The 12746-nt window shown below is 72.2% G+C and carries 10 protein-coding genes; 1 reads left to right on the top strand and 9 read right to left on the bottom strand.

Annotation, left to right across the window (positions count from 1 at the left end; translation table 11 throughout):
* Positions 1-62: 62 nt before the first annotated feature.
* The 4 genes from IAG43_RS20805 to IAG43_RS20790 form a co-directional block, all read right to left on the bottom strand.
* On the bottom strand, positions 63-479 hold the full coding sequence (locus IAG43_RS20805; RefSeq protein ID WP_187742209.1) for an ATP-binding protein: 417 nt from the start codon (positions 477-479) through the stop codon (positions 63-65).
* A 279-nt stretch (positions 480-758) separates the two neighbouring features.
* Positions 759-1181 (bottom strand): (deoxy)nucleoside triphosphate pyrophosphohydrolase, encoded by a 423-nt coding sequence (locus tag IAG43_RS20800; RefSeq protein WP_187742208.1) that lies wholly within the window; start codon positions 1179-1181, stop codon positions 759-761.
* Positions 1182-1354: 173 nt separating this feature from the next.
* Positions 1355-1540, bottom strand: coding sequence for an SPOR domain-containing protein (locus tag IAG43_RS20795; RefSeq protein ID WP_187742207.1), 186 nt, complete (start codon positions 1538-1540; stop codon positions 1355-1357).
* A 201-nt stretch (positions 1541-1741) separates the two neighbouring features.
* Positions 1742-2494 (bottom strand): GntR family transcriptional regulator, encoded by a 753-nt coding sequence (locus IAG43_RS20790; protein WP_187742206.1) that lies wholly within the window; start codon positions 2492-2494, stop codon positions 1742-1744.
* A gap of 241 nt (positions 2495-2735) precedes the next feature.
* Here IAG43_RS20790 and IAG43_RS20785 point away from each other — a divergent pair, with 241 nt between their 5' ends.
* The gene (locus IAG43_RS20785; protein ID WP_187742205.1) at positions 2736-4100 is read left to right on the top strand and encodes a glycoside hydrolase family 18 protein; all 1365 of its coding nucleotides are present in this window, start codon (positions 2736-2738) and stop codon (positions 4098-4100) included.
* Positions 4101-4199: 99 nt separating this feature from the next.
* Here IAG43_RS20785 and IAG43_RS20780 read toward each other — a convergent pair whose 3' ends face one another.
* The 5 genes from IAG43_RS20780 to IAG43_RS20760 form a co-directional block, all read right to left on the bottom strand.
* Complete coding sequence (locus IAG43_RS20780) at positions 4200-5063, bottom strand: DUF4190 domain-containing protein (RefSeq protein ID WP_187742204.1); 864 nt, start codon at positions 5061-5063, stop codon at positions 4200-4202.
* 279 nt (positions 5064-5342) lie between these two features.
* Entirely contained in the window at positions 5343-6920 is a 1578-nt protein-coding gene (locus tag IAG43_RS20775; RefSeq protein WP_187742203.1) for a S8 family peptidase, read from the bottom strand.
* 517 nt (positions 6921-7437) lie between these two features.
* On the bottom strand, positions 7438-8655 hold the full coding sequence (locus tag IAG43_RS20770) for an IS110 family RNA-guided transposase (protein WP_187739771.1): 1218 nt from the start codon (positions 8653-8655) through the stop codon (positions 7438-7440).
* 321 nt (positions 8656-8976) lie between these two features.
* Positions 8977-11157, bottom strand: coding sequence for a DEAD/DEAH box helicase (locus IAG43_RS20765; RefSeq protein ID WP_246574475.1), 2181 nt, complete (start codon positions 11155-11157; stop codon positions 8977-8979).
* Between the two features lie 203 nt (positions 11158-11360).
* Positions 11361-12497, bottom strand: coding sequence for a Fic family protein (locus IAG43_RS20760; RefSeq protein ID WP_187742201.1), 1137 nt, complete (start codon positions 12495-12497; stop codon positions 11361-11363).
* Positions 12498-12746: the final 249 nt, after the last annotated feature.

The following is a 12746-nucleotide window of genomic DNA, read 5'->3' as shown; positions in this document are numbered from 1 at the left end:
TCACAGAGAGGTCTCGTTCATTTCCGGCCGAGTTCTCCGTGATCGTCGTCCCTGACGGACTCCTAACCCGTCAGAGGCAGCTCGAACCACACCGTCTTGCCCGTCCTGCCCCGGCGGGTGCCCCATCTGCGGGCCGAACATGCGACCAGATACAGCCCTCTGCCGCCCTCGTCCTCGGGGCGGGCGGCCCGCTCGGTGGGGAGGTCGGGCACCGGGTCGGAGACCTCGACGAGCAGGGCCGGCGGGACGCCGTTCTCGCGGCGCCGCGCGAGACGTACGCCGATGGGTCCGGCCGTGTAGCGCTGGGAGTTGGTCACCAGTTCGCTGACCAGCAGCACCGTCACGTCACCGATCTCGGCGTCCAGCTTCCAGGCGCGAAGGGTGTCACGGACGGCGTGGCGGGCGGCGCGCACCGCGTCCGGCTGCGCCGGGAAGCTCCACTCGGCGCATTCGCCGTCGGTGCCGATCACGCCGATCACTTCCGATCGCCAGCGGACCCGCGCCCGTTTTCGGGGGGTTAATGGGCACATACCCGTTTCGGGGTCCGGTTACCGCGCGTGGGCGCACGGAGGGGGCACCGATGCATACGGGATGCGTACGCGGGCGCTTCGCGCCCCTTCACCTCGCGCGCGCCCCCCAGCTCACCGCGACGGGAAGGCGCCGCGCGTGACGCGGAGCCGGACGACCGGGCGGACGGAACGCGGGCCCGGGGTCGCAGCCGGCCGTTCCCGCTCCCCCGGGACCGCGCAGCCCGCCGTTCACACGCCCCCGGGACCGCGGCCCGCCGGGCGCTCCGCGGACAGCCCGGCCACCGCGGCGACGGCCGGCCGGTCCTGGTCGAGCCAGTCGACGTCGTCCAGCTCGTGCGGACCGAGCCAGCGCAGCGCGTCGTGGTCCTCGAGGGGGCGCGGCTCGCCGGAGAGCAGGCGGACGGTCCACACCCGGAGCACGTAGCCGGGCTTCAGCGGCCACTCGCCGGGGACGCGCTCCACCGGCTCCGTCTCGACGCCCAGTTCCTCGCGCAGTTCGCGCACCAGCGCCTGCTCGGGGCTCTCCCCCGGTTCGAGTTTGCCGCCGGGGAGCTCCCAGCGCCCCGCCAGTTCCTCGGGCGCGCTGCGCCGGGCGGCGAGCAGCCGCCCCCGGTCATACACGGCTCCCGCCACCACCACGCGATCACTCATGCGCCGGAGCGTACTTCGCCGCGGCGCGGCACCGGCGACCGGACGGCGACGGCAGGGGCCGCCACCGCCGCCGACGACGCGCCGGGGACGCCCGCGGACCGGGAATCCGGCGCGCCGTCAGACCAGGCGGACGGTACGGGGCTTCAGCGGCCGGGCCGCGACCGGGCAGCGCTTCAGCGGCCGGGCTGCGGCCGGCCGATCGGCTCGACCCAGTAGAGCTGCTCGTGGCCGCGGGAGTCGAGGCCGTCGGCGATCCGCTGGGCCTCGTCCCGGGTCGCGTACCGGCCGACGCGGTAGCGGTTGCCGTTGCCGTCCCGGCGCACGATCTGCCACGGGAGAGCGGCGTTCACATCCGTCATCGCACCCCTCCCCCACGCCTGGTCGAGCCGAGCATCCCTAATCTCTGACAGGAAACCGCGCTGCGCATATGCCCAAGCGTACGCCTGACCTTCACTGAGCGAACACGGGTTTTCACAAAGAGACAGCGAAAGGGGCGCATCCGGCTGGATACGCCCCTTCACGGCCTTCCCTCGCACCCGCACACCGCGGACGCGGGCCCGTCACCGCACGGGCAGGTGGTACGCGACGCGGTACCGGTCGGCGGGCACCACGACGTCCGCGGTCTCGACCGCGCGGCCCGACGCGTAGTAGGTCCGCTCGACCACCATCACCACATGGCCGGGCACCCCGCCCAGCGTCAGCAGCTCCTCCGCGAGGCCCGGACGGGCGCCCACCTGCTCCACCACGTTGTCCACCACGACGTCGATCGCGGCCATCCGCTCCACCACCCCGCAACCGCCGAGCGGCCCCTCCTCGGGGAGCATCACCGGCGTCCGGCCGGTGACCTCCAGGGGCTCCCAGGAGGTCGAGATCATCATGGGCTCGCCGGCGTCCCGGTAGAGGTAGCGGGTGCGCATCACGCGGTCGCCCAGCTGGATGCCGAGCCGGGCGGCCGTCTCCGGGCCCGCACCCTCCTGCTCGCTGCTCGACTCCCAGGTGCCGCGCACCCCGTCCTCCGCCTGCTCCTGCCGGAACGGGCTCGCCCCGGACGGCGGCCGGAACCCCGAGCGGCTGACCCGGCGCGGCACGGGGCGCTCGCGCACGTACGTCCCCGAACCGGAACGGCCCTCGACGAGACCCTCGGCCATGAGCACCTTGCGCGCCTCCAGGGCGACGGTGTCGGAGACGCCGTACTCCTCGCGGATGCGGGCCTGCGAGGGCAACCGGGTGTGCGGCGGCAGCGAGCCGTTGACGATCTTCTCCCGCAGATCGCTCGCAACGCGCAGATAGGCGGGCTGCTCACCGAATGTCACTGGCCACTCCCAACAGGTTGACAGACTGCGACAGCCTCGCAACCGTGGGTTGTCGGCCGCAAGTGCAGGCCACTGTTTCACTCGATGTGATGACTTGCCGGTGACCGAGGGTTTACCGGCGGTACCTCCGCGATCGGGCGCAGACCTATTGACCTCAATGGTCCAGACCAATACCTTCTGCGTGCACGCACGTCTCAGCTCCTCCCCCGTCCGGTCCACGCACAGGAACGAGCAAGCGCCCATGCGTCGAAACACCCTTGTCCGTACGGCAGTCGCCGTCGGCTCCCTCTCTCTCATCGCCGCCCTCTCGCCCGGTGCCGCGTCCGCGGCGGGCGAGAGGTCCCCCGGGCACGGGGACCGTCACGAACGGGCCGACCTCAAGCGGGTCGGCTACTTCACCCAGTGGGGCGTCTACGGCCGGGACTTCCAGGTCAAGGACATGGACACCAGCGGCCAGGCCGGCCGCCTCACCCACATCAACTACGCCTTCGGCAACGTGAGCGCCGACGGCAAGTGCTTCACCGGCAACATCCCGGGCGAGGCCGACGCCTGGGCGGACTACGCCCGGCCGCTCGACGCCGCGGACTCCGTGGACGGCGTCGCCGACACCGCCGAGCAGCCCCTCGCCGGCAACTTCAACCAGCTGCGCGAGCTGAAGGCCAAGCACCCGGGCCTGAAGGCGATGATCTCGCTCGGCGGCTGGAGCTGGTCCACGCACTTCTCCGACGCGGTGCGCACACCCGAGTCCCGCAAGGCCCTGGTCGCCTCCTGCATCGACCTCTACATCAAGGGCAACCTGCCCGTCGACGGCGCCCGCGGCGGCCAGGGCGCGGCGGCCGGGGTCTTCGACGGCATCGACCTCGACTGGGAGTGGCCCGGTTCCGCGGGCGACACCGACACCGTCTACCGGCCGGAGGACAAGAAGAACTTCACCGCGCTGGTCCGCGAGTTCCGCGTCCAGCTCGACGCGTACGAGAAGGCGCAGGCGAAGCAGCACGGCGGCAAGCGCAAGCACTACGAGCTCAGCGCGTTCGTGCCGACCGCGCCCGCGAAGATCGACGCCGGCTTCGAAGTAGCGAAGATCATGCGCGACTTCGACTTCGTGAACCTCCAGGGCTACGACTTCCACGTCTCCGGCGAGTCCACCACCGCCCAGCAGTCCGCGCTGTTCGCACGCGGCGACTTCAGCGTGGACCAGACCGTCCGCGACTGGCTGCGCCGTGGCGCGCCGGCGCACAAGCTGGTGGTCGGGATGCCGTTCTACGGCCAGGGCTGGACGGGGGTGACCGGCGGCGGGGACGGCCTGGGGCAGCCCGCCACCGGACCGGCGCCGGCGACCTGGGCGGCCGGTTACGAGGACTACAAGGCCCTGAAGAAGCTGGCGGACTCGGGGACGTACAAGGTGCACCGCAACCTGCTGGGCGGGCACGCGTGGCTCTTCGACGGCACCACACTGTGGACGTACGACGACCCGCAGGTGCTGCGCGTCAAGTCCGCCTACGTCAGGGCGATGGGGCTCGGCGGCGCGATGTTCTGGTCGCTCGACGGCGACACCGCGGACGGCGAACTCACGGCGGCCGTCGACCGCGGCCTCGGGCGCCGCTGACGGCCCGCGGGCGACGGCCCGGCCGGTGACCACGGCCCCGCACACCCGCCCCCGGCGGGCGGTGTGCGGGGCCGTCCGACAGGCGGGACCGGCGTCGGCTCAGACGCCGGTCCCGCCGCCCGTCGCCTCCCCCGCGCCGCCGTCCTCGAACGAGCCGGTGAGCTTGCCCTCGGTGGCGGCCAGGGCGCACGTGACGGTCCGGTCGCCGAGCGACCAGCTCTCCCGGGTGGGCAGGAAGTAGTAGTTGGCCACGTGGGAGGGCAGGGCGGACGGATCGGGGACGTAGGCGTCGCTGATGTCGTTGCAGCGCCGTTCCATCGCCGCGTCGGCCGCCGCCGACGCCGGGTAGCCGTCCGACTCGTCGAGCCGGTAGCTGCCGGTGACCTCCGCGTCGTGCGGCGTCGCGCAGTCCTTGGTGGGGACGGACGAGGTCTCGGTCTCGTCCGGCACCTCGGTACCGGGGATGTCGAAGCACTCCCCCTTCTTCAGGTCGAAGGGGCTGCTCGCGTCGGACGCCTCCGCCATCCCCTCCTTGAAGTCGCGCCATGCCTCGCCCGCCCCGCCGGTGACGATCGAGACGAGCAGCAGCAGGGTGCTGAGCGAGGAGAGCACGATGCCGGCGACGGCCATCCCCTTGCCGTTCTGGCCCCTGCGCCGGATCTGGGCGAGCGCGACCAGGCCGAGGACGAGGCCGAGCGGCGGGATGCAGCAGACGATGCCGAGCACCAGCGAGGCGATGGAGAGGCCGTTGTACGTCGGCCGCTGCGGCGGCTGGGGGTAGCCGGTGTACGGTCCCGGCTGCCCGTAGGGCCCGTAGGGCGGGTACTGGCCGTACGGCTGCGCGGGCGGCTGCGGCGGCGCGGGAGCCGACGGAGGCTGCGGCTGCGGGCGGGGCACGCCCCAGGGCTGCTGGGCGTACGGGTCCTGCGGGTTCGGCTGCCCGCCCTGGGCTGCGGGGTCCACGGCTCGTTGCTCCTCGGGTCGTTCGTGCGCCTGCGCACGGGCGCGCGGATCATACGACGAAACGTGCGCAGGGTGGGAACGAAGGGAGAAGTCCGGCCTCCGGGCGGCCGGGCCGCGGGGATCCGGGGCCGTCGCGTTCGCGCGGCCGCGGGACTCCCGCGCGGCGGCCGTCCGTGCCGGGCCCGCGTGCCGGGCCCGCGTGCGGAAAGGGGCGGCCGCGGGCGGCCGCCCCTTCCGTACGGGCGTGGATCAGAGATCAGGCGTCACCGCCCGGACCCCTCAGAACTGGAGCGACCAGGCATCGATCTTGCCCGTGTCGTAGGAGGCGTTGTCGCCCACGCGCAGCTTCCAGACGCCGTTGGCCACCTCGGTGGAGGCGTTGACGGTGTACGTGGTGATCACGTTGTCCGCGCTGCCGCCGGAGCCGTAGGCCTTCAGGTTGTAGACCGTGCCGTCGGGGGCGACCAGGTCGACGCGCAGGTCACCGATGTAGGTGTGCTTGATGTCGACCGAGACGGCGAGGTTCGAGGGCGCGTTGCCCGTCACGCCGCTGACGGTGACCGGCGACTCGACGGTGGCGTTGTCGCTGATGGTGTAGTCACCGGTGTTCTCGAACTTCGGTCCGGGCGGGGGCGTGGTGCCGCCGCCGCCGACGTTCAGCAGGCGGTTCGGCGAGCCGGTGCCCGGGTTGGTGACCTTGCCCAGCACGGCGGCGCTGTTCAGGGCCGAGGCGACCTGGGCCGGGGTGGCCGTCGGGTTGCCGTCGAGGTACAGCGCGGCGGCGCCCGCGACGTGCGGGGTGGCCATGGAGGTGCCGGAGATCGTGTTCGTCGCCGTGTCGTTCGTGTTCCAGGCCGACTTGATCGACGAGCCGGGGGCGAAGATGTCCACCGAGCTGCCGTAGTTGGAGAAGCTGGAACGGGCGTCGGTGCTCGTGGTGGAGCCGACGGTGATGGCCTCGGCGACCCGCGCGGGCGAGTAGTTGGCGGCGTTGGCGCCGTCGTTGCCGGCGGCGACCGCGTAGGTGATGCCGGAGGCGATCGAGTTGCGGACGGCCTCGTCGAGGACGCTGTCCACCCCGCCGCCGAGGCTCATGTTGGCGACGGCCGGCTTGACCGCGTTCTGCGTCACCCAGTCGATGCCCGCGACGACCTGCTCGGTCGTGCCGGACCCGGAGTTGTCGAGCACCCGGACGCCGACGATCTTGGCCTTCTTGGCCACGCCGTAGGAGGACCCGGCGACGGTACCGGCGACGTGCGTGCCGTGACCGTGGCCGTCCTGCGCCGTGTTGTCGTTGTCGATGGCGTCGTAGCCGTTGGACGCGCGGCCGCCGAAGTCGCTGTGGCTGATGCGGACACCGGTGTCGATGACGTACGCCGTGACGCCCTCGCCGCCCGGGTCCGGGTAGGTGTAGCTGGAGTTGAGCGGGAGCGACTGCTGGTCGATCCGGTCCAGGCCCCAGGACGGCGGGTTCGGCTGGGTGCCCGTGATCTTGAAGACACGGTTCTGCACGACGGACTCGACTGCCGGGTCCGCCGCGAACTTCTTGGCCTGCGCCTCGGAGAGCTGGACCGAGTAGCCGTTGACGGCCGACTGGAAGGTCCGCTTGATCTTCGCACCGTACTCCGCCGCGAGGGCCTTGCCCTCGCTGGAGCCCGCGTCGGCCGCGGACTCGTCGAGCGTCACGATGTAGCTGCCCTTGACGGCGCCGGGAGCACCGGCGTTCTCGATGACGCCGACGGCCGACGGCTCGTCGGCGGAGGCCGGAAGGGCGGCAGCCGTGCCGGCCACGAGGGCGGCGACGGCTATGGCGCTGGCCGCGGCGATTCTTCGCCGCGAATCACGCATCACAGACATGTGAGGGGTCCTCCTCATAGGTGGTGCGTTGCTGTGGGGGTCGCGGCAGGAGGACGACAGGGTCATGCCAACGAGGCGGCTTCACCTCGTCGACCCCCTCCGTCCACCTGCCGAGCGAAAGATTGACCGATCCATAGGAATCGCACAAGAGGCCGGGGCGCCCTGAAACACAAGCGCCACACGGCTGCCATGCCCATCCCCCATGACGCGCTCCCACTGCCCCCACTGCGCAAGCTACTGGCCGGTCGATTCTGCCACCTGATCCCGCCCCGGCCGCCGCGACCCCCTCGACCTCGGCTTTCCCGCCGGCAAGCACCTCCGGTGGCCGCACGGTTTCGGCCACCTTCGACGGGCCGTCAGGAAACGGGCACGGACAACGGGTGGCGGGTGGCGAGACGGGTCCGGGTGTCAGTTCCCCGGGGACGCGGCGGCCCGGGGGCGCGGGCGGTGCGGGGGGTGCCTCTATGTCTTTCGTCAAGGCATCTCTGTCGGGTTTCGGGTGGTTCGGGCTTGGGGGCTATGCGGCGAGCTCGACGTCCGTCGGTGTCCGGGATTCGTAGAAAGTGCCGTCGCGGAGCATGGCGAACAGGACGCTGATGCGTTGGCGGGCGAGGCGGAGGAGGGCCTGGGTGTGGGTCTTGCCGCGGGCGCGTTGCTTGTCGTAGTAGGCGCGGGAGGCCGGGTCGGCGTTCATGCAGGCGAAGGCGGACAGGAACATCGCCCGTTTGAGCTGGCGGTTTCCGCCTCGGGGTGCGTGTTCGCCGTGGATCGAGGTCCCGGACTGCTTCGTGGTGGGGGCGAGGCCGGCGTAGGAGGCGAGGTGGGCGGCGGTGGGGAAGCTGGTGCCGTCGCCGACGGTGACCAGCAGGACGGCGGCGGTCCTGACGCCGACGCCGGGCATCGACGTCAGGACCGGGGAAAGAGGGTGAGCGTCCAGCAAGGCGTTGATCTGGGCTTCCATCGCCCGGCGCTGGGTGTGGACAGCGGCGAGCGAGGCGGCCAGGGAGGGGATGACGATGTCGAGGGTGCCGGTCCCGGGAACGACGACGGTCTGCTCGTCGAGCGCGTTGAAGACATCGTCGATCAGCCGGGTGGCCATGCGCGGGGCCTTGGGGCGGATCAGGTCCACGAGTCTGCGGCGGCCTGCCTTGCGCAGGGCGGCCGGGGATCCGTGGCGCTCCAGCAGCCAGGTGACGGCCTGGTGGTCCAGGCGAGGGCCCAGGACGCGTTCCAGGCTGGGGTGGAACTGGGTGAGCAGGCCGCGTATTCGGTTGGAGGTGCGGGTGGCCTCGGCGGCGAGGTCCTGGTCGAAGCCGACGAGCACGGTGAGCTCGGCGGTGATCTCGTCGGTCAGTTCCAGCGAGCGCAGGGTGTGCGGCATGGTGCGGGCCGCGTCCGCGATGACGGCGGCGTCCTTGGCGTCGGTCTTGGCCTCGCCGGGGTAGAGGTCGGCGATCCGGCGCATCGCGAGTCCGGGCAGGTAGGCGACCTGGCAGCCGGCGTCGCGGGCGACGGTCAGCGGCAGGGCGCCGATGGAGGCGGGCTGGTCCACGACCACCAGGACGGTGCCGAACTTCTCGTTCAGCTTGTCGAGCACGGCCCGCAGCTTCGGCTCGCTGTTGGGCAGCGGTTTATCGAAGACCTTCTTCCCACCCGGGGTGAGCCCATGACCGTGGTGGGCACTCTTGCCGACGTCCAGGCCCAGGAACACGCCCACGTCTTCGATCTCGAACATCGTGCCCCTTCCCAGGGGGTGTTGGCGGTGCAGGCCTCGGCTCGGGTGTCGTGCTCGCGCATCCACGTTATGCAGACCTGCCGCCCGCGAACTGTCCGGCATTGCGCCGGACCGGACGGCGGCCGGACCTCTGATCAGCGTCTCCGACGAACACCCCCGGACCCGGTGACACCACCCCCCAGGTCATGCCTTCGACAGGGGGCAACAGTCATGCCGGACCCGAAGGCCAGCGGCCCCATTGCGGAGCCGCAGAAAACATAACGGGGCGCGGGGGTGCGCCGGGGCGGGAGTGGGAGGTGCGGGCGGGGGCGGGAGGCGCCTTCAGTCGACCGCCGCGCGCTCCTCGCCCGCCACCCCCAGCCGCTCCTGCTCCTCCTCGACGATCCGGCGGGCGAGGTCGGCGTCCGAGACGTCGACCGCGTCCGGAGTGGCCTCGGCCACCGCGCTGCGGCGGGCGTAGGCGTCGAACAGCCGGGTCTTGCCCTCCAGCATCCGCACCATGCGTTCGTCCACGCCCCCCGTGGCGAGGAGCCGGTGCACATGGACCGGCCTGACCTGGCCCATGCGGTGGGCCCTCGCCACTGCCTGGTGTTCGAGGGTCGGCTTGATCTGCGGTTCGCAGAGGACGACGACGGAAGCGGCCTGCATGTTGAGGCCGGTGCCGGCCGCCTGGATCTGCGCCAGCAGCACCGCGGGCCCCGGGGCCCCCGCGAAGTCGTCGACCATCCCCTGCCGCCGCCCGGCCGGGACGGCGCCGGTGAGCGGACCGAACACCGGGGCACCGGCGGCGGACCCGGCGGCCAGCGCCGCCCCCACCACGCCCAGCACATCCCTGAACTGGGAGAAGACCACGGTCTTCTGCCCGTTCTCGCCGGCCTCCCGGACGATCTCACGGAGCCGTTCCAACTTCGCCGAGGTCTCGGGGCGCAGGTAGGCGGCACGGCGCATCGCCATGAAGTTCCCCGCCGCCACGGCCTCGCGGTACGCCTCCTGGTCCGGTTCACTCGGCTCCTCCCACTCGTCGGTGTGCTGGAGGCTGGGGAGTTCGGTGAGCACGTCGTCCTGGTTGCGCCTCAGGTAGACCGGGGCGACCGCCTTGCGGAAGGCGACCGACCCCACCGGCGCGTCCCGTTCGCCGAGCGAGTCCGCCACGCCGTCGTCGAGCATCCGGACCAGGTTGCGGAACTCGGCGACCCGGTTCTCCATCGGGGTGCCGGTCATGAAGAGGACCCGTTCGCAGCGCCCGGCCCACAGGGCGACCGAGCGGGACCGCTTGGTCTGCGGGTTCTTCACGCTGTGCGCCTCGTCGACGACCAGCATGCCGATCTCCCCGCCGCCCGGCGCCGGGAAGCCCCGCAGCGCGTCGAAGGTGGTGACGGCCACCCCGCCCCGCCCCTTCCAGTCGGCGAACGCCTCGTGACGGCCGGGGCCGTGGAGCACCGTGACGGGCAGCGTGCTGCGCGCCTCGATCTCGCGGGTCCAGTTCACGAGGACGCTCGCCGGGCAGACGACCACGAAGTGGCTCTGCCCCTCGGCGGCCAGATGCGTCAGCGCGGCGATCGCCTGGACGGTCTTGCCGAGACCCATCTCGTCGCCGAGCAGCGCCTTTCGCTGCGCGAGCACGAACCGCGCCCCGAACGCCTGGTAGCCGCGCAGGGAGACTCGCCGGTGCGTGTCGTCGAGCCGCTGGGTGCGCACCCGTTCGGCGATCTCCTCCGGCAGGAAGCCCTCGGCGGCCGCCGTGTCCGGCGGCCGGCCGGAGATCTCGGCGAGCAGGCTGTAGTACTCGGCCGACCGGAGTTCGAAGTCCACCCATGCCGCGACGTCGGACGGGGGTCCGCGCAGCAGGTCCACCGATGCCTGCGCGAAGAGCCGGAGTGCGCCGGACTGCTCCGCCTCGTCGGCGAGCGAGCGGATCGCGCCGAGGGCGGCCAGGGCACGCGTCCGCTTCTCCCGCCCGGCGAGCAGCATCCCGAGCCGCCCGGCGGCGGGCCTCGCGTCGTCCAGCAGCGGGGCGAGCCGCTGCGCCAGGGCCCCGGCCCTGTCCACCGCTCGCCGGGCGTCCGGCCCGGCCTCCACCAGGACGTGCAGGGCCGTGACCAGCGCGGTGGTGGCCGGCACCGGCCGGTCCACGTCGATGTGGACGGCCACCGTCTCGTGCACCGCGTCGGACAGCCGGCGGGCCGCGGCGAGGATCTGGTCGACGGTGCGCTGCCCGACGCCGGGGATCTGCCGCAGCCGGTAGGGGCCGGCCGCCAGCACCCGGCCCACGGTGCCGAGGCCGTGCTTCTCGACGGTCCCCAGCCGCAGGCGGCCCTCGGTGACGTCCTGCAGCCGGGCGACGGGGATGGCATCGAGCTCCCGGGCGACCTCCGCGTCGTGCAGCGGCTTCAGCGCCGCCCGCACCGCCTCGACCGCGCGGCCGTGGTCACCCGTGACCGCCCGCGCCGCCTCGTGCAGTCGCGCTCCCCTCGCGACCGTCTCCCGCTCGTCACGCCCCACGCCGCCCCGCCCCTCTCCCGTGCTCCCGGCATCCTCCCACCGCCCGCCGACACCGCGGCGGGCGGCGGGAGGGGGCGCCGGCCCGGAGGTCCGGGGACCACGGTCGCCGGCCGGTGTCGCCTCCGGGGTCCGGAACGGCGGCATCGGCCGACGGCCGGGATCTTCCGTGCCCGCGCGCGGGGACGAAGGCTCACCGGATGCCCTCAGGTCGCGTACGGATCGACCAGCGACAGCGGGGTCCGAGCCACCTCCAGGGCCGACCCGGGAAAGGCGGGTCCAGCGGTGTAGAAGCGGGCACGGGTGCGGCCGACCGGTGTCAGGACCTCGGCCGCGACCAGGTCGCGCAGGTCGCGCTGGGCCCGCTGCAGGCTCAGGTCCTCCGTTCGTTCGTAGCGCGTGCGACGCAACCGCCCGGACATCGCCACGTCGTGCAGGGCGGAGACCACTCTCTCCTCCAGCCCTCGGACCTGCGCGAACTCACCCAGCAGGACCCACACGCGACTCGAACGGTCCAGGCGATTGCGCACGGTCTGCGCCTGCTGGTGATACGCGGTGAGGTTGAAGCGGACCCAGCCGGAGACGTTCTGGTCGGGGCGGTAGGTGGCCCCCCGGCGCTGCAACTCGCGGTAGTACTCCCAGGTGTTGCCGGGGCGCCCCAGCCATGCCTCGATCGAGGAGAACTCGGGGGCGAGTTCTCCCTGCCTCGCGATCATGAGCGTTTGGAGGGACCGGGACATCCGGCCGTTGCCGTCCGCCCACGGGTGGATGGCGACAAGGTGCAGATGCGCCATGGCGGCCCGCACCAGCGGGTGGGTCCCGTCCTCCGCGTTCAGCCAGTCGACCAGTTCACCCGTCAGAGCAGGCACCTCGGCCGCGTCCGGCGCCGTGTACGCCGCGATGCTGGGGTCGCGGGCGTCCGTCACGTAGACCGGTCCGCGGCGCCACTGCCCCGCCGGCTTCCGCTGGGAGTGACGGTGGCCCTGCAGCATCCAGTGGAGCGCGTTCAGCAACCCCTTGCCGTATCGGAAGTCCGTGGCATCGTGCAGTGTCTGGACGTACGTCATCATCCGCTGATACGCGAGCGTCTCCTCGCGGTCCTCCTCGGAGACGTCGACGTCCCGCTCACCCTCCAGCAGGTCCTCGACGTCGACCGTGGACACCTTGAAGCCCTCGATCGAGTTGGAGGCCGCCACCGCGTCCGCCGTCAGGAACTTGCGCAGCCCTTCGGTCCACTTCGTCGGAGTGGACCGGACCCGCAGCCGCAGAGAGCGGCGAAGACCGTCGATCTCGCCGAGTACACGCTGGTCCTCGGCGTCGAGAGCAGGCGTGGGGAAGAGCATGCCCCCACCATAGGTTGACGCAAACTTTACGTCAAAGCGTCAGCCCTCATCGAGAGCCCGCCCCGCGCTCTCGATGAGGGCCGGCCCGAATCATTGGTCCGAGCCGACGGGAGCAGGTGACAGTGGGCCGGGCCCGGATCGGGCTCCGTCCTGCCGTCGCGATGTACGGCCATCGCGATGTACGGCCATCGCGATGTACGGCCATCGCGATGTACGGCCGTCGCGATGTACGGCCGTCGCGATGTACGG

This window comes from Streptomyces genisteinicus (genome assembly GCF_014489615.1).
GTDB classification, from domain to species: Bacteria; Actinomycetota; Actinomycetes; order Streptomycetales; family Streptomycetaceae; genus Streptomyces; species Streptomyces genisteinicus.
This window is presented reverse-complemented; position numbering and strand designations above follow the sequence as displayed.

What these genes read in the sequence shown, in the direction of transcription:
- IAG43_RS20770 (WP_187739771.1), bottom strand. Translation starts at nt 8,655, where the DNA reads ATGTTCGAGATCGAAGACGTGGGCGTGTTCCTGGGCCTGGACGTCGGC.
- IAG43_RS20795 (WP_187742207.1), bottom strand. Translation starts at nt 1,540, where the DNA reads ATGACGGATGTGAACGCCGCTCTCCCGTGGCAGATCGTGCGCCGGGAC.
- IAG43_RS20775 (WP_187742203.1), bottom strand. Translation starts at nt 6,920, where the DNA reads ATGTCTGTGATGCGTGATTCGCGGCGAAGAATCGCCGCGGCCAGCGCC.
- IAG43_RS20760 (WP_187742201.1), bottom strand. Translation starts at nt 12,497, where the DNA reads ATGCTCTTCCCCACGCCTGCTCTCGACGCCGAGGACCAGCGTGTACTC.
- IAG43_RS20800 (WP_187742208.1), bottom strand. Translation starts at nt 1,181, where the DNA reads ATGAGTGATCGCGTGGTGGTGGCGGGAGCCGTGTATGACCGGGGGCGG.
- IAG43_RS20785 (WP_187742205.1), top strand. Translation starts at nt 2,736, where the DNA reads ATGCGTCGAAACACCCTTGTCCGTACGGCAGTCGCCGTCGGCTCCCTC.